Annotated in this window: 21 protein-coding genes; 9 read left to right on the plus strand and 12 right to left on the minus strand. The window is 61.9% G+C overall.

Annotated elements, in window-relative coordinates; all coding sequences use genetic code 11:
- Positions 1 to 47: 47 nt before the first annotated feature.
- The 9 genes from QN219_RS25770 to QN219_RS25810 all read right to left on the minus strand — a co-directional run bounded on the left by QN219_RS25770 (position 48) and on the right by QN219_RS25810 (position 10,476).
- Positions 48 to 1,520, minus strand: a complete 1,473-nt coding sequence (locus tag QN219_RS25770) for a nucleobase:cation symporter-2 family protein (RefSeq protein ID WP_284002955.1) — start codon at positions 1,518 to 1,520, stop codon at positions 48 to 50.
- 318 nt (positions 1,521 to 1,838) lie between these two features.
- Positions 1,839 to 3,563, minus strand: coding sequence for an ABC transporter substrate-binding protein (locus tag QN219_RS25775; protein WP_173508860.1), 1,725 nt, complete (start codon positions 3,561 to 3,563; stop codon positions 1,839 to 1,841).
- A 78-nt stretch (positions 3,564 to 3,641) separates the two neighbouring features.
- Positions 3,642 to 4,061: a DUF2160 domain-containing protein gene (locus tag QN219_RS25780; protein WP_284002956.1), complete on the minus strand. Its 420-nt coding sequence runs from the start codon at positions 4,059 to 4,061 to the stop codon at positions 3,642 to 3,644.
- The gene (locus tag QN219_RS25785; RefSeq protein WP_284002957.1) at positions 4,061 to 4,885 is read right to left on the minus strand and encodes a carbohydrate ABC transporter permease; all 825 of its coding nucleotides are present in this window, start codon (positions 4,883 to 4,885) and stop codon (positions 4,061 to 4,063) included. Before QN219_RS25785 ends, QN219_RS25780 begins: the two co-directional genes overlap by 1 nt.
- 18 nt (positions 4,886 to 4,903) lie before the next feature.
- On the minus strand, positions 4,904 to 5,770 hold the full coding sequence (locus QN219_RS25790; protein WP_284002958.1) for a sugar ABC transporter permease: 867 nt from the start codon (positions 5,768 to 5,770) through the stop codon (positions 4,904 to 4,906).
- 3 nt (positions 5,771 to 5,773) lie between these two features.
- Positions 5,774 to 6,844, minus strand: coding sequence for an ABC transporter ATP-binding protein (locus QN219_RS25795; protein ID WP_284002960.1), 1,071 nt, complete (start codon positions 6,842 to 6,844; stop codon positions 5,774 to 5,776).
- Between the two features lie 20 nt (positions 6,845 to 6,864).
- Positions 6,865 to 7,935 carry an ABC transporter ATP-binding protein gene (locus tag QN219_RS25800; RefSeq protein WP_284002963.1) on the minus strand — a complete coding sequence of 357 codons (1,071 nt, stop codon included), beginning with the start codon at positions 7,933 to 7,935 and terminating at the stop codon, positions 6,865 to 6,867.
- A gap of 128 nt (positions 7,936 to 8,063) precedes the next feature.
- The gene (gene glpD, locus QN219_RS25805; RefSeq protein WP_284002965.1) at positions 8,064 to 9,581 is read right to left on the minus strand and encodes a glycerol-3-phosphate dehydrogenase; all 1,518 of its coding nucleotides are present in this window, start codon (positions 9,579 to 9,581) and stop codon (positions 8,064 to 8,066) included.
- Positions 9,582 to 9,711: 130 nt separating this feature from the next.
- Positions 9,712 to 10,476 carry a DeoR/GlpR family DNA-binding transcription regulator gene (locus QN219_RS25810; protein WP_284002966.1) on the minus strand — a complete coding sequence of 255 codons (765 nt, stop codon included), beginning with the start codon at positions 10,474 to 10,476 and terminating at the stop codon, positions 9,712 to 9,714.
- A gap of 279 nt (positions 10,477 to 10,755) precedes the next feature.
- Between QN219_RS25810 and QN219_RS25815 the strand changes: the two genes are divergently transcribed.
- The 8 genes from QN219_RS25815 (at position 10,756) to QN219_RS25850 (ending at position 20,634) form a co-directional block, all read left to right on the plus strand.
- Positions 10,756 to 11,526, plus strand: coding sequence for an SDR family oxidoreductase (locus QN219_RS25815; protein WP_284002967.1), 771 nt, complete (start codon positions 10,756 to 10,758; stop codon positions 11,524 to 11,526).
- A gap of 165 nt (positions 11,527 to 11,691) precedes the next feature.
- A complete protein-coding gene (locus QN219_RS25820; RefSeq protein ID WP_284002968.1) occupies positions 11,692 to 12,588 on the plus strand; it encodes a LysR family transcriptional regulator in 897 nt (298 codons plus the stop codon).
- Positions 12,589 to 12,778: 190 nt separating this feature from the next.
- Positions 12,779 to 13,258 (plus strand): formate dehydrogenase subunit gamma, encoded by a 480-nt coding sequence (locus QN219_RS25825; RefSeq protein WP_284002970.1) that lies wholly within the window; start codon positions 12,779 to 12,781, stop codon positions 13,256 to 13,258.
- The gene (locus QN219_RS25830; protein WP_284002971.1) at positions 13,255 to 14,811 is read left to right on the plus strand and encodes an NADH-quinone oxidoreductase subunit NuoF; all 1,557 of its coding nucleotides are present in this window, start codon (positions 13,255 to 13,257) and stop codon (positions 14,809 to 14,811) included. The genes QN219_RS25825 and QN219_RS25830 overlap by 4 nt, the downstream gene beginning before the upstream one ends.
- Positions 14,812 to 15,037: 226 nt before the next feature.
- The gene (gene fdhF, locus QN219_RS25835; RefSeq protein ID WP_284002972.1) at positions 15,038 to 17,920 is read left to right on the plus strand and encodes a formate dehydrogenase subunit alpha; all 2,883 of its coding nucleotides are present in this window, start codon (positions 15,038 to 15,040) and stop codon (positions 17,918 to 17,920) included.
- Between the two features lie 21 nt (positions 17,921 to 17,941).
- Positions 17,942 to 18,769 (plus strand): formate dehydrogenase accessory sulfurtransferase FdhD, encoded by an 828-nt coding sequence (gene fdhD / locus QN219_RS25840; RefSeq protein WP_284002973.1) that lies wholly within the window; start codon positions 17,942 to 17,944, stop codon positions 18,767 to 18,769.
- On the plus strand, positions 18,759 to 18,989 hold the full coding sequence (locus tag QN219_RS25845) for a formate dehydrogenase subunit delta (RefSeq protein WP_284002974.1): 231 nt from the start codon (positions 18,759 to 18,761) through the stop codon (positions 18,987 to 18,989). Before fdhD ends, QN219_RS25845 begins: the two co-directional genes overlap by 11 nt.
- Positions 18,990 to 19,389: 400 nt before the next feature.
- Positions 19,390 to 20,634 carry a tetratricopeptide repeat protein gene (locus QN219_RS25850; RefSeq protein ID WP_284002975.1) on the plus strand — a complete coding sequence of 415 codons (1,245 nt, stop codon included), beginning with the start codon at positions 19,390 to 19,392 and terminating at the stop codon, positions 20,632 to 20,634.
- Positions 20,635 to 20,944: 310 nt separating this feature from the next.
- On the opposite strand, the gene QN219_RS25855 is transcribed toward QN219_RS25850, so the two are convergent.
- The 3 genes from QN219_RS25855 to rocF form a co-directional block, all read right to left on the minus strand.
- Positions 20,945 to 21,424, minus strand: coding sequence for a chemotaxis protein CheW (locus QN219_RS25855; RefSeq protein WP_283978039.1), 480 nt, complete (start codon positions 21,422 to 21,424; stop codon positions 20,945 to 20,947).
- A 331-nt stretch (positions 21,425 to 21,755) separates the two neighbouring features.
- Positions 21,756 to 22,961: an ornithine--oxo-acid transaminase gene (gene rocD / locus QN219_RS25860; protein WP_284002976.1), complete on the minus strand. Its 1,206-nt coding sequence runs from the start codon at positions 22,959 to 22,961 to the stop codon at positions 21,756 to 21,758.
- Between the two features lie 80 nt (positions 22,962 to 23,041).
- The gene (rocF, locus tag QN219_RS25865; protein WP_284002977.1) at positions 23,042 to 23,965 is read right to left on the minus strand and encodes an arginase; all 924 of its coding nucleotides are present in this window, start codon (positions 23,963 to 23,965) and stop codon (positions 23,042 to 23,044) included.
- Between the two features lie 141 nt (positions 23,966 to 24,106).
- Between rocF and QN219_RS25870 the strand changes: the two genes are divergently transcribed.
- Entirely contained in the window at positions 24,107 to 24,541 is a 435-nt protein-coding gene (locus tag QN219_RS25870; RefSeq protein WP_173508879.1) for an Lrp/AsnC family transcriptional regulator, read from the plus strand.
- Positions 24,542 to 24,552: the final 11 nt, after the last annotated feature.

The following is a 24,552-nucleotide window of genomic DNA, read 5'->3' on the forward strand; positions in this document are numbered from 1 at the left end:
AGTGTGTCGATCTCGGCGCCACGGACGTGTCGTTGCAGCAATGGGGATTAGTGCGCTTCCGAAGCGATTACGGGCACTTCGATGCCCTTCGCGTCATAAAGCTTGCCGTTCAGAAAATAGTCGCCGTCGTGCAGCCGTGCGATGTCCTGATACCGGAGCGTCCGCTCCATTCCGGCGACGAACACCGATTGCTGGTCGGAGTTTCCGGCGGAGAGGTGATTGAAGAGCAGATTGAGGCTGATCGCCATCAGTGCGGCGGAGCTGATGCCGGAATGAAAGATCGTTGCAACCCACGCCGGGAAATGTTCGTAGAAACCGGGTGATGCGATAGGGATCATACCGAACCCGATGGAGGTGGCGACAATGACCAGGTTCATGTTGTTGTTATAGTCGACCTTCGACAAGGTACGGATGCCGCTCGCCGCGACGGTGCCGAAAAGCACGATACCGGCGCCTCCAAGAACGGCACTCGGAACCGCGGCGACAATGCGGCCCATGACCGGCAGCAGGCCGAGCGCCACGAGGAACATGCCTCCCGTCGCCACCACATAGCGGCTTTTGACGCCGGTGACCGCCACGAGCCCGACATTCTGGGCGAAGGCGCTCTGGGTGAACGAGCCGAAGATCGGAGCGATCAGGCTGGACAGCATGTCCGCCCTGAGGCCGTCGCCGAGACGGCGAGAATCCACCTTCGTCTCAATAATTTCGCCGACGGCCAGAATATCGGCCGAGGTCTCCACCAGCGTCACCATGATGACGATGAACATCGAAATGATCGCAGCAATCTCGAAAGTCGGATAGCCGAAGTGGAAGATTGTCGGGAGTGCGAAGAACGGTCCCTCGGTCACCTGCGAGAAATCGGCCATGCCGGCGAAAAAGGCGATGACGGTGCCGATGATCAACGCAACCAGGATGGAGAGTCTCGAGATCGACGCGCTACCAAGCTTGCTGAGCAGCAGCACGATGATGAGCGTCACCGCGGCGAGCTGAATATTGGCCTGGCTGCCGAAATCCGGTGAGGCGCTGTCTCCCCCCATCGCCCAGCGCGCGGCAACGGGCATCAGCGTCAATCCGATTGTGGTGATCACAATTCCTGTGACCAGGGGCGGGAAAAAGCGGGTGATCCGCGAAAAGATCGGGGTGATCAGCAGGCCGGTCAGCGACGCGGCCATGACCGCACCAAGCACGGACTCGATTCCACCATTGCCGGAGATGGCTATCATCGTCGCAACGCCCGAGAACGAAACGCCCTGGACCAGCGGCAAGCGGCTCCCGAAGAATGGCAGACCGAGGGTCTGCAGCATGGTGGCAAGGCCGCCGGCGAAAAGAGATGCCGTGATCAACAGGCCGATGTCGCTGGAACTCAGGCCCGCCGCCTGACCCAGGATCAATGGGACCGCGACGATGCCGCCATACATCGTCAGGACGTGTTGCAGGCCGTAGGCCAGATTGGCTCCGATACCGAGATTCTCATCCTCCGGGCGCGTATGCGAAACAGTTTCCTCAATATTGTTTGCCAAGGTAATCTCCTCCAATACCTTTGCATGTATTCCCACGTCTAAAGGCGTGGGGTGGCAAACTATGGCAGTGATGCCGAATCATTTCTTTATTGAAAAAGGGGAAACAGTTTTCGCTTGATCAGCGGTAATACTGTCGAATCACGATCGCCCGTCGATGCTGTCCTTGTTCACAGCGCTGGCCGTTTCCTGGCCACTCACATTCCGCTTTCTTGCATTAGCGAGCACTGAAAAAAGAACCGGGGCTGTTTCCAGCCCCGGCGCCGCATCTCCGGTAATTTTGACGCCGCCCAATTTCGGGCGGCGCCGTTGCCGTCAGACTTAGTTCGTCTGCCAGCTCTTGACCAGTTCGTCGTAATTGACGGTGATCGGCTTTTCCTTTTCGTTCTCGACCTTCAGCTGCGGAGCGAGATTGCCGGCCTTGACGGCCTCCGCGTTCCAATACTCGAGATCGTGCTCTTCGGCGAGCTTCGGACCGATGTCGCCCTGGATGCCGGCGCGTTCGAGGCGCTGCAGCACCTTTTCCTGCTCGGCGCAAAGCGAGTCCATGGCTTCCTGCGCCGTCTTGGCGCCGGAAGAAGCGTCACCGATCGCCTGCCACCAAAGCTGAGCCAGTTTCGGATAGTCAGGAACGTTCGTGCCGGTCGGCGACCACTGCAGGCGGGCCGGCGAACGGTAGAACTCGATCAGACCGCCGAGCTTCGGTGCGCGCTCGGTGAAGCTCGGATGATCGAGTGTCGATTGGCGGATGAAGGTGAGGCCAACATGGCTCTTCTTCACGTCCACGGTCTTGGAGGTGACGAACTGCGCGTAGAGCCAGGCGGCCTTGGCGCGGTCGTCCGGAGTGGACTTCAGAAGCGTCCAGGAGCCGGCGTCCTGATAGCCGAGCTTCATGCCGTCCTTCCAGTAGACGCCGTGCGGGCTCGGGGCAAAACGCCACTTCGGCGTGCCGTCCTCATTCACCACCGGCAGGCCTTGCTTCACGAAGTCGGCGGTGAACGCAGTATAGGTGAACATCTGCTGCGCGATCTCACCCTGCGATGGGACCGGACCGGATTCCGAGAAGGTCATGCCCTGGGAAGCGGCCGGAGCATAGGCCTTCATCCAGTCGAGATACTTCTGGATGGCATAGACGGAGGCCGGGCCGTTGGTGTCACCGCCGCGTGCAACGCAGGATCCGACGGGACGCGAGTTCTCATCGACCCTGATGCCCCATTCGTCGACCGGCTTGCCGTTCGGGATGCCCTTGTCGCCGTTGCCGGCCATCGACAGCCAGGCGTCGGTGAAGCGCCAGCCGAGCGACGGGTCCTTCTTGCCGTAGTCCATGTGGCCATAGACCTTCTTGCCGTCGATCTCGCGACCGGTGAAGAACTCGGCAATATCCTCATAGGCCGACCAGTTGACCGGCACGCCGAGGTCGTAGCCGTACTTGGCCTTGAACTCCTCCTGGATCTTCGGATCGTTGAACCAGTCGTAGCGGAACCAATAGAGGTTCGCGAACTGCTGGTCGGGAAGCTGGTAGAGCTTGCCGTCCGGAGCCGTGGTGAAGGACTTCCCGATGAAGTCGTCGATGTCGAGGTTCGGGTTGGTGACGTCCTTGCCCTCGTTCGCCATGAAGTCGGTCAGGCTGCGGGCCTGCTGATAGCGCCAGTGCGTACCGATCAGGTCGCTATCGTTGATGTAGGCGTCATAGACGTTCTCGCCCGACTGCATCTGCGTCTGCAGCTTTTCGACGACATCGCCTTCGCCGATCAGGTCGTGAGTGATCTTGATGCCGGTGATGTCGGAGAACGCCTTGGCGAGCGTCTTCGCTTCATATTCATGAGTGGTGATCGTTTCGGAGACGACCTTGATTTCCATGCCGGCAAAGGGCTTCGCCGCATCGACGAACCACTGCATTTCCGCTTCCTGGGCCGCGCGATCGAGCGACGAGAGGTCGCCGATTTCCTTGTCCAGGAATGCCTTTGCCTCATCCATGCCGGCATAGGCCGAGCCGGTGAGAGCCAGCAGCATTGCTGCCGTCGTCGTTAGAAGATGCCGTCGCATAATTTCCTCCCTTGGGTTTTGCGATTGCAGTTCATTGCAGTTGCGAGGGGCGCGATCTCGATGCCCCCCATTTCGTTCTCAGACGTAGCGGAAGACGCCGATGGCATAAACCACCGAGAGCGCGACCGCCCACCAGAGGTTTGTGCCGACCAGCCCCAGCCAGCCGAGCTGAATGAAGGCGGATCCGAGCAGCGAGACGAAGAGCCGGTCGCCGCGCGTCGTTTCGAAGCGCAGGATGCCGACCCTCGGATTGCCTCCGGGCCGGGCATATTCCCAGACGGCCATCAGCGACAGCAGCGCGAAGATCGTCAGGAAGAACATGGCGGTCGGGAAGGACCAAGCCATCCAGCCGCCGGGGAACAGCGGGGCGAACCAGTCGCGCTGGCCGTCCTTGAGCGGCAGGGCGGAAACGAGCAGGCCCGCAACTACGGCATAGACGACAAGCACGGCGACAAGTGCGACGGGCCAGCGGTTCTTGCGAGTGGCGACGGTTTCCATCAGACCCTCCCCAGGGCGAAGCCCTTGGCGATATAGTTGCGAACGAAATAGATCACGAGTGCGCCGGGGATGATCGTCAGCACGCCGGCGGCGGCAAGCACACCCCAGTCGAGACCGGACGCCGAGACGGTGCGGGTCATGGTGGCGGCGATCGGCTTGGCGTCGGTCGTCGTCAGGGTGCGGGCGATCAGCAGTTCGACCCAGGAGAACATGAAGCAGAAGAAGGCGGCGACGCCGATGCCGGAGGCAATCAGCGGTACGAAGATCTTCACGAAGAAGCGCGGGAAGGAATAGCCGTCGATATAGGCCGTCTCGTCGATCTCCTTCGGCACGCCCGACATGAAGCCTTCGAGGATCCAGACCGCCAGCGGCACGTTGAAGAGGCAGTGCGCGATCGCGACCGCGATATGCGTGTCGATCAGGCCGAAGGCGGAATAGAGCTGGAAGAAGGGCAGCGCGAAGACGGCCGGCGGCGCCATTCGGTTCGTCAGCAGCCAGAAGAACAGATGCTTGTCGCCGAGGAAGCGGTAGCGTGAAAAGGCATAGGCCGCCGGTAGCGCCACGGCGACCGAGATCACCGTGTTCATTACCACGTAGGTGATCGAGTTGATGTAGCCGTTGTACCAGGAGGGATCGGTGAAGATCACCATGTAGTTGCGAAGCGTCGGATTCTGCGGCCACAGCGAAAAGGTGCTGAGGATCTCGCTCGTCTCCTTGAAGCTCATGTTGACGAGCCAATAGATCGGCAGCAGCAGGAAGATGATGTAGATCGTCGGCACCAGCCAGGAGAGGCGTTGCGATATCGGTTGCGTTTGAGTTTTCATAATGTCCTCCCTCCCTTCTCAGCCTTGCGCGTCACTGGTGGTCATCACGGTGTAGAAGATCCACGAGAGCAGCAGGATGATGAGGAAGTAGATGATCGAGAGGGCTGCGGCCGGGCCGAGGTCGAACTGGCCAATGGCCATCTTGACGAGGTCGATCGACAGGAAGGTCGTCGAATTGCCCGGACCGCCGCCGGTGACGACGAAGGGTTCCGTATAGATCATGAAACTGTCCATGAAGCGCAGCAGGAAGGCGATGAGCAGCACGCGCTTCATTTTCGGAAGCTGGATGTAGCGGAAGACGGACCAGCGTGAAGCGCCGTCGATCTTGGCCGCCTGGTAGTAGGCGTCCGGGATCGAGACGAGGCCGGCATAGCAGAGCAGCACGACGAGGCTCGTCCAGTGCCAGACGTCCATGATGATCAGCGTCACCCAGGCGTCGAGCGGGTTCTGCACGTAGTTGTAGTTGACGCCGAGCGAGGCGAGCGTGCGCCCGAGGAGGCCGATATCGACACGGCCGAAGACCTGCCAGATCGTGCCGACGACGTTCCACGGGATCAGCAGCGGAAGTGCCATAAGCACGAGGCAGATCGGCACGCCGATGCCCTTTTTGGGCATGTTGAGCGCAATCACGATGCCGAGCGGAATCTCGATCGCGAGAATGATAGCGGAGAAGATCAGGTTGCGGGTGAGCGCATCCCAGAAGCGGTCGGATTCGAGCACATCCAGGAACCAGTCGGTGCCGGCCCAGAAGAACTCGTTGTTGCCGAAAGTGTCCTGCACCGAATAGTTGACGACCGTCATCAGCGGGATCACCGCGGAGAAGGCGACGAGTACCAGCACCGGCAGGACCATGAACCAGGCCTTGTTGTTCCAGGTCTTTTCCATGGGTCAGGCCTCCTCTCCGACGCGCCAGGAATCGGCGTAGATATTGATAGCCTTCGCATCGAAGGCGACACGTGGCTCGGCCGGGATTTCGTCATCCTCGTCGAGGACGATCGAGATCGGCAGGTCGGCGAAACGCGCCCGGACGATCTTGCGGCGGCCGATGTCTTCGACCTTGGTGATTGCGACCGGCATGCCTTCGCGTCCGAGCGAGACGAATTCCGGACGGATGCCGAGTTCGGTTTTGGCGCCGGACTTGATCTTCGGCAGGAAATTCAGCGCGATGTTCTCGTTGCCGATCGCGGCCGTGTTGCCGGCGATCTTTACCGGCAGCACGTTCATGCCCGGCGAGCCGATGAAATAGCCGACGAAGGTGTGCCGCGGCCGTTCGAAAAGTTCAGCCGGCGTGCCGATCTGGACGATCTGGCCGTCATACATGACGACGACCTTGTCGGCGAAGGTGAGCGCCTCGGTCTGGTCATGGGTCACATAGACCATGGTGAAGCCGAACTGCTTGTGCAGCCGCTTGATCTGCGAGCGTAGCACCCACTTCATTTCGGGATCGATGACGGTCAGCGGTTCGTCGAAGAGGATGGCGCTGACATCGGAACGAACGAGGCCGCGGCCGAGCGAGATTTTTTGCTTCTGGTCGGCGGTCAAGCCGCGCGCGGTCTTCTTCGCCCAGCCGCCGAGACCGGTCATCTCAATGATTTCCTTGACGCGGCGGTCGACTTCGGCTTCCGGCACGTGCCGGTTGCGAAGCGGGAATGCGAGATTGTCGTAGACCGTCATCGTGTCGTAGATCACCGGGAACTGGAACACCTGGGCGATGTTGCGTTCCTGGGTCGAAAAATGCGTCACGTCCCGGCCATCGAAGAGGATGCGGCCTTCCGACGGATTGATGAGGCCGGAAATGATGTTGAGCAGCGTGGTCTTGCCGCAGCCGGAAGGGCCGAGCAGGGCATAGGCGCCGCCGTCGTTCCACTCGTGATGCACTTCCCTCAGCGCGTAGTCGGCTTCCGACTTCGGCTTGGCGCCGTAGGCGTGGCGGATATGTTCTAGGTTGATGCGTGCCATGGTTTCCTCCCAGCGCCTCCTCAGGCCGTTCCGCCGATCGCCCGCCCGTCCGGCCCGAAGGCCATCAGGTGACGGGTGTCGACAAAGACCTCGAGGATTGCGTCCGGCTCGATGTCGTGAACGCCGGGCGCGAGCATGACCCAGCGTGCGCCGGCGAAACCGACGTGAATGAAGCTTTCCGACCCCGCGATCTCGGAAATCGCCGTCTTGACGGTAAGCGCGTTGCCGCCTCCGTTCGGCGTATCGAACGAAATGTGGTGCGGCTGGAAGGCAACCGTGCAGGGACCATCGGGAACGGCTGAAAGATGGGCTGGAACGGTAAGCACTGGCTTGCCGTCCAGTGAAAAACTCGCCCCGGTTTTCACAAGCTCGATCGTGTTCAGCGGCGGGTCGGCAAAAGTACGCGCGGTGACGATATCGACCGGTCGGCGGTAGACATCGATGGTGCGGCCGAACTGGGTGATGCGCCCCTCGCTCAAGGTCGCGGTGTTGCCGCCGAGCAGCAGTGCCTCGGACGGTTCCGTCGTCGCGTAGACGAAGATCGCACCGGAGGCGGCGAAAATCTTCGGCAGTTCCTCGCGCAGTTCCTCGCGCAGCTTGTAGTCGAGGTTGGCGAGCGGCTCGTCGAGCAGCACCAGATCGGCATTCTTGACGATCGCGCGCGCAAGCGCGGTGCGCTGCTGCTGACCGCCCGAAAGGTTCAAGGGGGTGCGGTCGAGATAAGGGGTGAGCTTCAGGAGTTCGGCCGCCTTGCGCACTTCCTGATCGACCGTGGCGTTATCGGCGCCCTTGATGCGCATCGGCGAGGCGATGTTGTCGTAGACCGTCATCGCCGGATAGTTGATGAACTGCTGGTAGACCATTGCAACCGAGCGCTGCTGCACCGGCAGACCGGTGACGTCGGCACCATCGAGGCGGAGCGAACCGGAGGCAGGCTTGTCGAGACCGGCCATCAGCCGCATCAGCGACGTCTTGCCGGAGAGCGTGGGGCCGAGCAGCACGTTGAGCGACCCCCTCTCCAGCACAAGGTCGGTCGGGTGGATGTGCGTCTCCCCGCCCACGACCTTGGATATATTCTTCATTTCAAGCATTGAATTCTCCGGTGTTCCACCCAGCCATCGGCAGTGTCAATTGCAGGATATCAGAGCGGGATGAGGAAAAGTGTCTCGGTTTTCCGCCCGCGTCCCGCTCGGGTCGCTTCGACCTAAATCATCATGATCTAGGCTGCAGCGTTTGCAGCGCCCTGCATATATTCCTCCAGTTCCGCGGCTTCCGCCGGCGAAAGCTTCAGTCCCAGCTTCGTGCGGCGCCACAGCACGTCCTCCGCGCGCCGCGCCCATTCCTGCTCGATCAGCCAATTGACTTCGGCTTCGTAAAGGTCTGCTCCGAAGCGCCGTCCGAGATCGGCCTCGCTCGCGGCCTTGCCGAGAAGCCGGGCCGCCCGCGTGCCGTAGAGACGCACGAGTCGGCGCGCATGTGAATTGGCAAGAAAAGGATAGCGCGCCTTGAGGCTGGCAACCTCGGCATCGTAGCCGGTAGCCGGGAAGTCGCCACCCGGCAGGCTCGACCCGGCCGTCCATTTGCTGCCCTTGACGCCGATTGCCTCGCCGATTTTCTCGAGCGCCGACTCGCCAAGGCGCCTGTAGGTCGTGAGCTTGCCGCCGAAGACGTTCAGCAACGGCGCCTGGCCGGGCTCTCCGTCAAGGCGAAGCACGTAGTCGCGGGTTGCCTCCTGCGCCTTGCTGGCGCCGTCGTCGAACAATGGGCGCACCGCGGAATAGGTCCAGACGATGTCGTCGCGCGTTACAGGATCGGTGAAATACTCGCTCGCCGCCTTGCAGAGATAGTCGATCTCGGCGTCGTTAATGCGCGCGCCGGTGGGATCACCAATGAAGTCGTGGTCCGTCGTTCCGATCAGCGTGAAATCGTTCTCGTAAGGAATGGCGAAGATGATACGCCCGTCCGGGTTCTGGAAGAAATAGGCGCGCGGATCCTCGAACTTCTTCTTCACGACGATATGGCTGCCCTGGACAAGGCGGACATTGTGCACGTCCTTCTTGCCGATCGTGTCGGCAAGCACCCGGTCCACCCAGGGGCCGGTGGCGTTGACGAGCATGCGGGCGCGAAAGCTCTGGCGACCGCCCGCCACCATATTTTCCGTCTCGATCGTCCAGTGGCCGTCCTTTCGGCGCGCCGAGACGACCCGGGTGCTCGGCATGACCCGCGCGCCACGATCGGCCGCATCGCGCGCGTTCAGCACGACCAGACGGGCATCGTTGACCCAGCCGTCAGAATACTCGAATGCCTTGGTGAACAGGCGTTTCAGCGGCGCTCCCGCGGGGTCGCGGGTCATGTCCAGCGTACGGGTCGCGGGCAGAAGCTTGCGGCCGCCGATGTGATCATAAAGGAACAGGCCGAGGCGGATAAGCCAGGCGGGCCGCAAGCCGCCCTTGTGGAAGGGCAGTACGAAGCGCATCGGCCAGATGACGTGCGGCGCCATCGCCCACAATACCTCGCGCTCCATCAGCGCCTCGCGGACAAGGCGGAACTCGTAATATTCGAGGTAGCGCAGGCCGCCGTGGATAAGCTTGGTGGAGCCGGAGGATGTGCCGGAGGCGAAGTCTTTCATTTCGGCCAGCGCGACGGAATAGCCACGACCGACGGCATCGCGTGCAATGCCGCATCCATTGATGCCGCCGCCTATGACGAAGACGTCGAAGATTGCCTGCTCTGACACTGTATTTCCCCTCCGCATTCCGCAACGCACAAATTGATGCAACTGCGAAAGTGAAATCAGTTAAAACGAAAACATTTCGAATGTCAAACGAATGTTTCCCGAATCCCACGCGCCGGAAATGTGCCCCGTGTCAGGCGTCGGTCTCGATCAGCCGGACGTCCTGTTCGGCACATATTTGCCGAACGTTTTCAATGATGCAGCGGTCGGTGATGAAAGTCTGGACCTGGGAGATGTGGCCGATCCTGACCGGTGCGGTTCGCTCGAATTTCGTGGAGTCCGAAACGAGGATCACGTGGCGCGCATTGGCAATGATCGCCTGGGCGACTTTCACCTCGCGAAAGTCGAAATCGAGAAGCGCCCCGTCGTGGTCGATCGCGGAGGCTCCGATGACGGCGAAATCGACCTTGAACTGCTTGATGAAGTCGACGGCGGCCTCGCCGACGATGCCGCCGTCGGAGCCGCGCACGACGCCACCGGCGATCACCACCTCGATCGAAGGGAATACACGCAACCTATTGGCAACATTGATGTTGTTGGTAATGACCATCAATTCCTTGTGGTCGAGCAGCGCTTCCCCGACCGCTTCGGTGGTGGTGCCGATATTGATGAAGAGCGAGGCGTTGTCGGGGATGAGGGCGGCGGCGGCGCGGCCAATCGCCTGTTTTTCCCCCGCGGCGATCTGGCGTCGCGCGTCGTATTTCACGTTCTCCTTGCCGCTCGGGAAGATGGCGCCGCCGTGAATGCGGTTCAGCACCCTCGCATCGCATAGGTCGTTGAGATCCTTGCGGATCGTTTGCGGAGTCACCGAAAAACGCTGGGCGAGTTCCTCGACGAGCACGCGCCCCTCTGTTTTTGCCAGTTCCAGAATTTCCGCTTGCCGCCCGCTGAGATACATTTCGGCTCCCTTGGTTTTCGTTTTTTTTCATAATATGCAAAAACGAAAGCCATGCAATTTCAGAAGTCAGCGTTTTCATAGGACGTCGATTTCGCGGCAATCGCCGTCGCGCCGTGTTGCATTCCGGCGACGGATAGACGAGCTTGTTGGCCTGTCAGAGCGAGAGAAAAGACGTTCAGGCGCTTTTTTCTCCTGCATTCTGCTCCAACTTTATAAATGTTGATCGCGCTGGTGATCCGGACCGCCCCTGTCGGGGATCGTGGGTCAGAGGGGGAAGGCATGTTTCATCCGGCCTTGTTCAAGGGCACGAACGTGGTGGTGACCGGCGGTGGCCGGGGTATTGGGCTGGAGGTCGCGCGGCAATTCCTCGATTGCGGCGCGCGTGTCCTCGTCCACATGGGCAGAACAATTGCCCGCGAACATCACGATTTTCTCGAATTGGCCGCGACGGAGGGCAGGGCGTTTCTTTACGCCGCCGATTTTCTCGCCGCCGGTGGTGTCGAAAGCCTCGCCGATGCCGTGCGGGAGCGGTTCGACAGCATCGATGTCCTCGTCAACAATGCCGGTACGATGGTCGGGCGCTTTGCTGCCGCCGACCTGACCGACGATGACTATCGCACTGTCGTGCAGCTCAATCAGACGTCGGTCGTCGAGATGACGCGGGCAATGCTGCCGCTCTTGCGCAAGGGCACGCATCCCGCGATCGTCAACACCGTGTCGATCTCGGCGTCGACGGGCGGCAGCGCCGGTTCATCGATTTATTCCGCCACCAAGGCCTTCGTCGCGACCTATTCGAAGGCGCTGGCGCGCGAGCTGGCGCCAGAGGGCATTCGCGTCAATTGCGTCTCCCCCGGCACGATCGCGACGGATTTCCATGAGCGCTATTCGTCGCCGGAGAAGCTGGAGGCGACACGCAAATCGATCCCGCTGGCGCGGCTCGGCACCGCCGAGGATTGCGCCCCCGCCTATCTCTTCCTCGCGTCGCATGCGCTTTCGGGCTACATCACCGGCCAGGTGCTTGAGGTGAACGGCGGTCAGTTGATCTGCTAGAGTGGGGCGAGGGAAAATATACGCGGTTCCCAGCCCACGTACCCTCATCCCCTGCCGGCACCTTTTCCGCGGGGGGAAAGGCACTGGCCGAGTGCCCCTCTGCTAGGTGCGGGGAGAGGGCTAGGCTAGGGGCGACCTCAATCATCGCGATTCAAAGGCCCAGGAATGATCGACAAGTTGGAGTTCTTTCTCGCGCTCGCCCGCGAACGACACTTCGGAAGGGCGGCGGAGGAATGTGGCGTGACGCAACCGACGCTGTCGGCGGCGATCCGCCAGCTCGAGGATCAGCTCGGCGTCATGCTCGTCAATCGCGGGTCGCGTTACCAGGGCTTGACGCCCGAAGGCCAGCGGGTGCTCGAATGGGCGCGCCGCATCGTCAGCGATAGCCGCACCATGCGCGAGGAGATGCGGGCGGCGCGCAAGGGGCTGTCGGGACATATCCGGCTTGCAGCCATCCCGACAACGCTCTCAATGGTGCCGATGATCACGGCGCCATTCCAGGAGAAACATCCGGACGTCACATTTTCGGTGCTCTCAACCACTTCGCTGCAGATACTGGCGCTTCTCGAAAATCTCGAGATCGATGCCGGATTGACCTATCTCGAGAACGAGCCGCTTGGTCGCGTCACCAGCGTGCCGCTACAAATCGAGCAATATCATCTCGTTACCGCCGCCGGCACACCGCTATCGGATCGCGAAAGCGTGACCTGGAAGGAAGTTAGCAACATTCGGCTTTGTCTATTAACGGCCGATATGCAGAATCGGCGCATCATCAATCAACATTTTGCCGAGGCCGGTGCCGTTGCTGCTCCGACGCTCGAATCGAACTCGATGATCGTGCTTTTCTCGCATGTCCGCACCGGCCGATGGGCCAGCATCATGCCTTTCAACGTCGCGAAATCATTCGGTTTTCATGAAGATATCCGGATGATTCCAATCGTTGAGCCGGATGTCCGCCACACGGTCGGTCTGGTTGCCACCTACCGGGAACCCTTCACACCGCTGGTGTCGGCGCTGCTGCATGAGGCGCGCATTCTCGGCGAGCGCAACGCGAGTCGATAGATTTTTTCTATCGATCGACGGGACAGCCTTATTGACCCTCCCGGCCTTAAGCGCGAAGCTTAGGGACTGTGGGCGAGGAGCGAAGAGGCTCCGATCCTCGTCCAGACCGTTTTTGAGACATTCGGTGCGCCTGCTGCCGTGGGTCGAAGGCCCCTTGGGAAGCGCGCCGCGAGCCGGGAGGGCTCCCCTAGTGAATATCCATCTGCCGCGTGCAGACGTGACCGAGCGAACGCTGGCGATTGTCGGCGAACTCAAGGGGCTTGAAGGCCCACTTCTTCCCATCCTGCATGAAATCCAGGAAGAGTTCGGCTATGTGCCTGAGGAGTGCCTGCCGGTGATTGCCCGCGAACTCAATCTGTCGCGCGCCGAAGTCTATGGTGTCGTCACCTTCTACCATGACTTCCGCAATCATCCCGCCGGGCGCCATGTGCTGAAGCTCTGTCGCGCCGAAGCCTGCCAGTCCATGGGTGGAGACCGGCTTGCCGAACGCGCCAAGGCGCTGCTCGGGATCGATTTCCATGAGACGACGCCGGACGGCGCCGTAACGCTTGAGCCTGTCTACTGTCTCGGGCTCTGTTCCTGCTCGCCGTCGGCGATGCTCGACGGCGAAGTACATGGTCGGGTCGATGACGCCGGGCTCGACGCGCTGGTCGCGGAGGCACGCCGATGACCGTGAAGATTTACGTTCCGCGGGATGCCGCAGCGCTTGCGCTTGGCGCCGACCGGGTGGCCAGGGCGATGGCGGACGAGATCGCCGCGCGCGGACTCGATGCCATCATCGTCCGCAACGGTTCGCGCGGCATGCACTGGCTGGAGCCGCTGGTCGAAGTCGAAACCGTCGGGGGCCGTGTGGCCTATGGGCCGGTAAAGGCGGGTGACGTCTCCTCGCTTCTCGATGCCGGTCTTGTGTCCGGCGGCGAACACCCCCTTTCGCTCGGGAGGACAGAGGACATCCCGTTCCTGAAACAGCAGACCCGGCTGACCTTTGCCCGCTGCGGCATCATCGATCCGCTGTCGCTCGACGACTATCGCGCCCATGGCGGTCTGCGCGGTCTCGAAAAAGCGGTCGCCATGCAGCCCGCGGCAATCGTCGCGGAAGTCACCGAGAGCGGACTTCGCGGGCGCGGCGGTGCCGGCTTCCCGACCGGGATCAAGTGGAAGACCGTTCTCGATGCGGCGGGTCCGCGCAAATACATCGTCTGCAATGCCGACGAGGGCGACAGCGGCACCTTCGCCGACCGGATGATCATGGAGGGCGACCCCTTCGTGTTGATCGAGGGCATGGCGATCGCCGGCATCGCCACCGGTGCGACGAAGGGTTATATCTACACGCGCTCCGAATATCCGCATGCGATCGCCGTCATGACGAACGCGATCGCGATCGCCCGCGCCGCCGGCGTGCTCGGCCCGTCGGTGCTCGGATCCGGCCGCGCTTTCGACATGGAGGTGCGCACCGGTGCCGGCGCCTATGTCTGCGGTGAGGAAACGGCGCTCCTCAACAGCCTCGAAGGCAAACGCGGTATCGTTCGCGCCAAGCCGCCGCTTCCCGCGCACATGGGCCTATTCGACCGTCCGACCGTCATCAACAACGTCATCTCACTCGCGTCCGTGCCGATCATCCTGGACAAGGGCGCCGCCTTCTACCGCGACTTCGGCATGGGGCGGTCGCGCGGGACGATCCCGATCCAGATCGCCGGCAACGTCAAGCACAGCGGCCTCTACGAGACGGCGTTCGGCTTGCCGCTCGGCGAAATCGTCGATCACATCGGTGGCGGCACCGCCAGCGGCCGTCCGGTCAAGGCGGTACAGGTCGGCGGTCCGCTCGGCGCCTATTTCCCGCGTGCGCTGTTCGACACCCCGTTCGACTACGAGGCCTTCGCGGCCAAGGACGGTCTCATCGGCCATGCCGGCATCGTCGTCTTCGACGACACCGTCGACATGCTGAAGCAGGCACGCTTCGCCATGGAGTTCTGTGCGGTCGAAAGCTGCGGCAAGTGCACGCCCTGCCGTATCGGTTCGACACGCGGGGTTGAGGTCGCGGACAAGATCGCGGCGGGCGTCGAGCCGCAGAAGAACCGCGAACTGCTCGCCGATCTCTGCAACACGATGAAATTCGGTTCGCTCTGCGCGCTTGGCGGCTTCACGCCCTATCCAGTGATGAGCGCGATGACGCATTTCCCGGAGGATTTCTCACCGGCTCCGGCAGTGGAGGCTGCGGAATGATGGCGGCGAGGTACACTCCCCTCTGGCCTGCCGGCCATCTCCCCCACAAGGGGGGAGATCGACTCGCGGCGAGCCGATCGTTCCAAAAGAACCGCTTGCATAGGCGGAACGCTCCGACAGGCGGGAAGAGTGTGCCCCACCTGTTCTCCCCCCTTGTGGGGGAGATGCCCAGCAGGGCAGAGGGGGGTGATCTCTCCCTGAACGCAATTTCTCAGGAGGCCCATTAATGTCTCTCATTCATGAAATCGACTATGGCACTCCTGCTTCGAAATCCGAAAAGCTGGTGACGCTGACGATCGATGGGCGCGAGATCACGGTGCCGGAGGGCACGTCGATCATGCGCGCGGCGATGGAAGCGGGCATCGAGGTGCCGAAGCTCTGTGCCTCCGACATGATGGACGCCTTCGGCTCCTGCCGCCTCTGTCTCGTGGAAATCCAGGGCCGCGCCGGAATGCCGGCCTCCTGCACGACGCCGGTCGCCCCGGGCATCAGCGTTTCCACCCAGACGCAGTGTCTCAAGGATGTCCGACGCGGCGTGATGGAGCTCTATATCTCCGACCACCCGCTCGACTGCCTGACCTGCGCCGCCAACGGCGATTGCGAGCTGCAGGACATGGCGGGTGCCGTGGGCCTGCGCGACGTGCGCTACGGCTATGACGGTTCCAATCACGTCAAGGCGCGCAACAATGGCGACGAGATCAACCTCAAATGGGCGCCGAAGGACGAGTCGAACCCGTATTTCACCTATGATCCCGCCAAGTGCATCGTCTGCTCGCGCTGTGTCCGCGCCTGCGAAGAGGTGCAGGGCACCTTTGCGCTGACGATCGGCGGACGCGGCTTCGATTCGCGCGTTGCGGCCGGCATGAACGAGGATTTCGTTTCGTCCGAATGCGTTTCCTGCGGCGCCTGCGTCCAGGCCTGCCCGACGGCGACGCTCACCGAGAAATCGGTGATCGAGATCGGCCAGCCGGAGCACTCGGTCGTGACCACCTGCGCCTATTGCGGCGTCGGCTGCTCCTTTAAGGCGGAAATGCGCGGCGAGGAACTGGTACGCATGGTGCCGTGGAAGGACGGCCAGGCAAACCGGGGCCATTCCTGCGTCAAGGGACGTTTCGCCTATGGCTACTCGAGCCATAAGGACCGCATCCTCAATCCGATGATCCGCGAGAAGATCACCGACCCCTGGCGTGAGGTCACCTGGGAAGAGGCGTTCGCGCATGTCGCCTCCGAGTTCCGCCGTATCCAATACCAGTACGGCCGCGATTCCGTCGGCGGCATCACCTCGTCGCGCTGCACCAATGAGGAAACTTATCTGGTGCAGAAGCTGGTGCGTGCCGGCTTCGGCAACAACAATGTCGACACCTGCGCCCGCGTCTGCCATTCGCCGACCGGCTACGGCCTCGGCCAGGCCTTCGGCACCTCGGCGGGCACGCAGGATTTCGACAGCGTCGAGCACACGGACGTCGCCGTCATCATCGGCGCCAATCCGACGGACGGTCATCCGGTCTTCGCCTCGCGACTGAAGAAGCGGCTGCGCGACGGCGCCAAGCTGATCGTCATCGATCCGCGTCGGATCGATCTCGTGCGCTCGGCCCATGTCGAGGCGTCCTATCATCTGCCGTTGAAGCCCGGCACGAACGTCGCCATCCTGACAGCGCTGGCGCATGTCATCGTCACGGAGGGGCTCGCCAACGAAGACTTCATTCGCGAGCGTTGCGATTGGTCGGAATTCGAGGACTGGGCAGCCTTCGTCTCCGAACCCTACCATAGCCCGGAAGCGACAGAAGCCTACACCGGCGTTCCGGCGGAACTGGTCCGCGGCGCCGCCCGTCTCTACGCCACCGGCGGCAACGGCGCGATCTATTACGGGCTCGGCGTCACCGAACACAGCCAGGGCTCGACAACGGTGATGGCGATCGCGAACCTGGCGATGGTCACCGGCAACATCGGGCGGCCGGGCGTGGGCGTCAATCCGCTGCGCGGCCAGAACAACGTGCAGGGCTCGTGCGATATGGGCTCGTTCCCACATGAACTGCCCGGCTACCGGCACATTTCCGACGATGCGACGCGCGAGACTTTCGAAAAGCTCTGGGGCGTGGCGCTCAACAACGAGCCGGGTCTCCGCATTCCGAACATGCTCGATGCCGCCGTGGAGGGCACTTTCAAGGCTCTCTACATCCAGGGCGAGGACATCCTGCAGTCGGATCCGGATACCAAGCATGTGGCCGCCGGGCTCGCCGCGATGGAATGCGTCGTCGTGCACGACCTGTTCCTCAACGAGACGGCCAACTACGCTCATGTCTTCCTGCCCGGCTCGACCTTCCTCGAAAAGGACGGCACCTTCACCAACGCAGAGCGGCGCATCAACCGCGTTCGCCGGGTCATGACGCCCAAGAACGGCTATGCCGACTGGGAGGTGACGCAGAAGCTCGCCCAGGCGGTGGGGCTTAGCTGGAATTATCGCCATCCGTCCGAGATCATGGATGAGATCGCCGCGACGACACCGAGTTTCGCGCTGGTCTCCTACGACTATCTCGACAAGATGGGCTCGGTGCAGTGGCCTTGCAACGAGAAGCACCCCGAAGGTTCGCCGATCATGCATGTCGACGGTTTCGTGCGCGGCAAGGGCAAGTTCATCCGCACCGAATATGTGGCAACCGACGAGAAGACCGGCCCGCGCTTCCCGCTCTTGCTGACGACCGGCCGCATTCTCAGCCAGTACAATGTCGGCGCCCAGACGCGGCGTACCGAGAACGTCGTCTGGCACGCCGAGGACCGGTTGGAAATCCATCCGCACGATGCCGAGCAGCGCGGCATCCGCGACGGCGACTGGATCAGGCTTGCCAGCCGTGCGGGTGAGACGACGCTCAGGGCGCTGATCACTGACCGCGTCGCACCCGGCGTGGTCTACACCACCTTTCATCACCCGACGACGCAGGCCAACGTCATCACGACGGACTTCTCCGACTGGGCAACCAACTGCCCGGAATACAAGGTGACCGCCGTGCAGGTCTCGCCCTCAAACGGCCCGTCCGACTGGCAGCGCGACTACGACGAGCAGGCCCGCCAATCGCGCCGCATCAGCGGCAAGCTGGAGGCGGCAGAGTAGGAGAGTGCGGGAGCACGGCGCATGACCGGTTTCAAGACAAGCGTGAAGGTCTCCGAATCCGCGCGCCGCGCCGGCACTCTTATCGCCGGGTCACGGGTGGTGCCCGAGGAGACGCCGATCGCGTTCACCTATGGCGGTTCGACTCATGCGGTGATGATGGCGACACCCGGCGATTTCGAGGATTTTGCGGTCGGGTTCAGCCTGACCGAAGGCATCATCACCGATCCGGACCAGATCGAGACCGTCGATGTCGTGACCGAGGACCGGGGCATCGACCTGCAGGTCACGCTCACGGACGAAGAGAACGAAATGCTGCGCCAGCGCCGCCGCCACATGGCCGGTCCGGTCGGCTGCGGTCTTTGCGGCATCGAATCGATCGAGCAGGCTGTCCGCCACACCCCGGACGTCTCCGGGGCCACGCTCAGGCTTTCGCAGGCGGACGTCGTCAAGGCCGTCGCGCTTCTGAACGGTCAACAGCCGCTGCATTTCGAGACGCGCGCCGTGCATGGAGCAGCGTTTTACGTGCCCGGAAAGGGGCTGATCGCGGTCCGCGAAGATGTCGGACGCCACAATGCGCTCGACAAGCTCGTCGGCGCGGCGGCGCGTGCCGGTTTCAAGGGGGCCGAGGGCGCCGTCGTCGTCACCTCGCGTGTATCGGTCGAGATGGTTCAGAAGACTGCGATTATTGGCAGCCCGGTGATCATTGCCATATCGGCGCCGACGGCGCTCGCCATCCGCACGGCCGAGGAGGCGGGCATCACGCTTATCGCGCTCGTGCGCGGCGACGAATTCGAAATTTTCACCCATGCCGCACGCATACATTCCGGAGCTGTTGCCGATGTCGCCTGATACCAATGCCAAGCTCATCTACATGGCCAACCAGATCGCCACGTTCTTCAAGAGCCAACCGGCGGCGGAAGCAGCGGAGGGTGTTGCGACCCATATCAACAAATTTTGGGAGCCGCGCATGCGCCGCAAGCTCTTCGAGCATATCGATCATGGTGGCGAAGGGCTGAGCCCGCTGGTGATCGAGGCGGCCGCGAAGATTCGCCGTCCGGAAGCGGCCTAATCTGTTATCTTCAGTGGGGCCGAAGAGGACCCCTCCCCAAGCCTCCGTCCACTCTTGGGCGACATGCATCTTTGTGCAGTCGTTGCCCCAAAACTGCTGCACACGTTTGGGCGACATGCCTTAGACGCGGACGGCAAGGATCCGTTATAGGAACGGTGGCCGATTTTCAGTATCGCCTGCGTCGTTTGGGAAGAAAACCGCACGTTGTTTTTCCGCTCGCATCCCGCGCTCCAGCCTGATAAAATCAATCACGAGGCGCATCGGTACCGGGCGCGCTTCGCTCTATACTGCATAGACACATTGATGGCCGTTGGGCCTCAGATTTTTTATTTTAGCTTTATCATATTGGATCAACGTTTTTATTGGTCGGTATCGCGAATACCGCCTCAGAGAGGCGAAGATGATAATAGATGTTATTGGCTATGCTAGAGAATTTCAGAACATTCGGGAAAATTGGAACAGGGTATATCTTTCAGATCCAGAATCCCATCCTTTACTCTCCTGGATCTGGCTGAACGAATACTTGTCCTGCCGGGAACGATGGTTCATTCTGGCCTTCCGGCAGGAGCAGACTGACCATCGCTACGACGCTTTTCTGCCGCTGGAGGTCACGACTCTCCAGGATGACGACACGGGGCTTTTCTCAGACCGGCTTCTGATGATCGGCAATCGCGAGGGCGGCGAGAGTGGCTTCCTCTGCATGCCCGGCCTGGAGAACGAGGCGGCACACGCGTTCGCCGGCTTCCTCATGAGCGAAAGTTGGACGAGCATGCGGTTCGAGCTTTGCGAGTCCTCTTCCGCCAGGCTCGAACACTTGCTGCAGGCGTTTCCCGATGGGCCGCTTGCCCGAAGCTCCGAGGATCGAGCGAGAGGCGAGATGGACAAGAATCCGGTTCACAGCGTGCTTATCAGAACCCGGACGGGCCGAAACCTGCATGACAGGCTGAACCGCCGCAGCGTCGGCTTCGTGTTCGAGCGGGCGATGGCGCTGCATGTCGAGGGTGAGCTCGACTCGGCGGAAGCGGGGTATCGTCAAGTGATCCGCACCATCCCCGGGCATGTGCAGGCCCGCTACGCACTTGCGCAGCTCTGCAGCGACAGGGGCGACCACGCCGAGGCGGAATGTCTCTATCGCATGCTGTTATCGGCGCTTCCCGACGTCGACGAAATCCTTCATCGGCTTGGCGACACGCAGATGGAGCAGGGCTCCTATGGCGAGGCAAGCAAAACCTTCGAGAAGCTCGTTGGGCGGCACCCCCATCGGGGCAACCTGCGCTACAAGTTCGCGGTCACGCTTCTGGCCGCCGGCCGCAGGGATGCCGCCATCGCAGCCTTTCTCAGTTTCGACGAGGTCGTGTCCGACGACTCGGACCACATTCGCTGCAAGCTGAAGGCACGCGAGGTCCTGCGCCGCCTGGAACCCGTCTGCGGCATGGAGAAGCAACCGGAGGTGCAGCAGCAGCCGATTTCCTTCGAGTCGACCGGCCCGCTGTTCGGCTACTCGGATCCGGTCCCCGTGCCTTCGGCGCGCTTCCAGACACTTGCGCCGTGGTTGCTCAAGCCTTCTCTTCCCAGCGGCGCCTGGGCGCACCTGCACCCCCGATCATGCGAGCACGACTGCAGGGGCTCGAGGCTGAAGCATTAATGCATGTCGCCCCAAAAAGTGTGCAGCGGTTTTGGGGCAACGACATGCACAAAAACAAAGATCTGAAGCGCGTCGCGTAAATACGTTTGAACGCGGCGCGCTTTAGATGCTGTGACGACATTGGCGCATGTGCTGATGCGCCGGCGCCATAGGCGTACGGCCCACAAGAGGCTTGCGACGCAGCACGAGCTTGTCCGCTGAACCGGCTTGGACGTTCGAGCTGGTACGCGGCGGGCTGCGGGCGCTAGCCCCTCCCGCCTGTGGGGGTCGGGAGGGGTCTATTGAATGACCCCCGTGGGTAGTCAGAAGCTCAGGCGGCGAGTTCTTCCACGTCCCGTTCCTTGAACATGCGGGAAAGATTGAGGAAGCAGATCATGCCCGATTCGTTGGCGATGATCCCTTCTGCAAAACTCTTGTCGAAGGAGGCCGTCACTTCCGGTACGGGCTGCACCTGGCTGCCCTGGACCGTGAGAATGTCGGAGACGCGGTCGACGACGAGGCCGATGACCATGTTGTGCACTTCGGCGACGACGATGGCGCTGCGTTCGTTGGCGACCGTCGATTTCATTCCGAGCTTGTGGGCAAGGTCGATGATCGGGATCACCGTGCCGCGCAGGTTCATCACGCCGATCACCTCCGGCGGCGAATGTGGAATGGGTGTCGACGGCGCCCAGCCGCGGATCTCGCGGATCGTCGTGGTCTTGACGCAAAATTCCTGATCGTGAAGGCGGAACGCTATGATTTCCAGCGTTTCGCCGTCGAATCCGGCCGTTCTCAATGTACCTGTCATCGAAGGTCCTTCCAGCTTTCCGGTCGACGCCTGTCAGGCGCGACACCGCCAACTCGCGACGCCTCCTGCGGATGCTGCAGGCAAGCGCAGTTCCCAGTCCAATCAGGAAGTGTCATTAGATCCGCCGACGACATCCGGCGCGGCGCAAGCTGCCTCATGCGCGGAGAAATCCCGCCTTGCGCTTTGGGACGGTAATCTAAGCCGGGATTCGTTAAGACTTGCTTTTGTGAAGGCGATCCGCCTCAAGTAACGACAGCGCCCCCGGGCGTCTTATCGGACGCGCAAAGGGCGCTGTAGCACTTTGAATGCAGTAGGCGGATCGCGAACTGTATCAGGCGGAAGCGAGCACGGCGGCGAAATGTTCGACCGCCCAATCGACCTGGTCTTCGGTGATGACCAGCGGCGGAGCGATACGGATCGTGTCGCCATGGGTGTCCTTCGCGAGGATGCCGCGTGCCTTGAGCGCCTCGCAATATTTGCGGGCGCCGCCGGCTTCCGGAACGAGCTCGACCGCAAGCATGAGGCCGCGGCCGCGGACGTCCTTGATGATGTTGGAGCGAATGTCGCGGAGGCCGGTCTGGAAGCGCTCGCCCATGCGGGCGGAATTCTCGATCATGCCCTCTTCGGTGAGCGCTTTCAGCGCCGCCCTGGCGATCGCACAGGCGAGCGGATTGCCGCCGAAGGTCGAACCGTGCTGGCCGGGCTTCAGTACGCCGAGCACTTCCGAATTCGAAAGCACGGCGGAGACCGGATAGAAGCCGCCCGACAGCGCCTTGCCGATCAGCGTCACGTCGGCCTCGATGCCTTCGTGCTCTTCCGCAAGCAGCTTGCCCGTACGGCCGAGACCTGTCTGGATCTCATCGAGAATGAGCGTGATGCCATACTTCGTGCAGAGCTCGCGGACGCCGGCGAAATATCCCGCAGGCGGCACGATCACGCCGGCCTCGCCCTGGATAGGCTCGACGAGGAAAGCGACCGTGTTCTCGGTGATCGCTTCGCGGAACGCGTCGATGTCGCCGAAGGGAGCGACCTTGAAGCCCGGCGCGAAGGGCCCAAAGCCGGTGCGCGCGTCCGGATCGGTCGAAAAGCCGACGATGCCCATGGTGCGGCCATGGAAATTGTTGGAGCAGACGATGATCTCGGCCTTGTCTTCGGCGACGCCCTTGACCTCGTATCCCCATTTGCGCACCGCCTTGATGGCGGTCTCGACCGCTTCAGCGCCAGAGTTCATCGGCAGCACCTTGTGTGAGCCGGTGAGCGCTGCGATCTCCTCGTAGAAATGCGCGAGCTGGTCGTTGCGGAAGGCGCGCGACGTCAGCGTCAACTTCTGCGCCTGCTCGATCATCGCCTTGAAGATCTTGGGATGACAATGGCCCTGGTTGACGGCGGAATAGGCGGACAGGCAGTCAAGATAGCGATTGCCTTCCATATCCCAGACATAGACGCCTTCGCCGCGCGAAAGCACGACATCGAGCGGCTTGTAGTTGTGGGCGCCCAGCCGGTATTCGGTTTCAATCAGGGACGCGGTTGTCGTCATAAATGATCCTCCGGTTCGTATCCTGGCGCCGCGCTCCTCATGGGGTAAATGCGCGCGTCGCCGGCATATCTGCGTTACTTTCAGGCGCTGCGGGTCGGCCGGTCCAGAATGCGGCGGCCGAAGAGGCTAGCCGTCAACTCGACCAGGATGCGGGCGCTCTTGCCGCGGTCGTCGAGGAAGGGATTGAGTTCGACGACGTCGAGCGACGAGACAAGGTCGCTGTCGCAGAGCATCTCCATGATGAGGTGGGCCTCGCGGAACGTCGCTCCGCCTGGAACGGTAGTGCCAACACCGGGGGCAATCTCCGGATCCATGAAATCGACATCGAGGCTCACATGCAGCAGGCCGTTGGCGGCGCGAACCTCATCGAGGATCTGCCGCATGATGTGAGCCATGCCCATCTCGTCGACGGTGCGCATGTCGTAGACGTTGACCCCGTGCTCGGCGATCTCCTCGCGCTCGCGGGCATCGACCGAACGGATGCCGATCTGATAGACCCTCTTCGGGTCGACCAGCGGCCGATCGCTGGCGAGGATCGGCGCGAATTCCGCCTCGCCGCAGAAGAAGGCGACGGGCATGCCATGCATGTTGCCGGAGGGCGAAGTGGTCGGCGAGTTGAAATCGGCATGCGCATCGAGCCAGAGGACGAAGAGCGGCCGGCCGACGTCATCGGCGTGGCGCGCCATGCCCGAGACGCTGCCCATGGAAAGCGCATGGTCGCCGCCGAGAATGATCGGAACATGCCCCTTGCGCGCGGCGTCGTGCACGGCATCGTTCAGCGCACGGGCGAAGGCGCCCACCATTTGCAGATTGTTTGCGTGCGGATGATGGGCGAGGTCACGGGCCGGCAATGGCCGGACATCGCCTTCGTCATGAACCGTATGGCCGAGTTCGGCCAGAACCGTATCGATGCCGGCGATCCTCAGTGCCGTCGGCCCCATGGCCGCGCCGCGCCGTCCGGAGCCTTCTTCGATGGGTGCGCCGATCAAGGTGATGGTCTTCATTTCCGCCCTCTTCCTTCCTCTGAGTCCCGCGAGAATGAGGCGGATTATCGTCAAAAGGCATGACAGCAAAAAGATGGAAAACTGTCGATTGGAAGGCTAATATCGGCATACTGGTAAGCCGAATTTGTCAAATTGAGAATCATGGACGATCTTGATCAAGCTCTCATCAGCGCGCTCAGGCAGAATGCGCGTACACCGGTCTCGACGCTTTCGGCGATGACGGGCGTTTCACGCGCGACCGTTGCCGCGCGTATTGATCGGCTGGTGGCAAACGGAACGATCGCGGCCTTCACGATCCGGACCGGCTCGGAAATTCCGGCGTCCGGCGTGCGCGCCGTCGTCATGATCGAAGTTCACGGCAAGATGGCCGACCGCGTTGCGGGTCAATTGCGCGGCTTGCCGCAGGTAAGGGCGCTGCACAGCACAAACGGGCGGTGGGATTTCATCGCAGAGCTCGAGGATCGCGACCTCGTCAGCTTCGACGAGACGCTCAGGCGCATTCGGCTCATCGACGGCATCACCGTGACCGAAACCAATATCCTTCTGAAGACCAGCAAGATGAGCGGGACGTTCTGACGCTACTGCAG

This window comes from Sinorhizobium sp. 8-89 (assembly GCF_030124325.1).
Classification (GTDB): Bacteria; Pseudomonadota; Alphaproteobacteria; order Rhizobiales; family Rhizobiaceae; genus Sinorhizobium.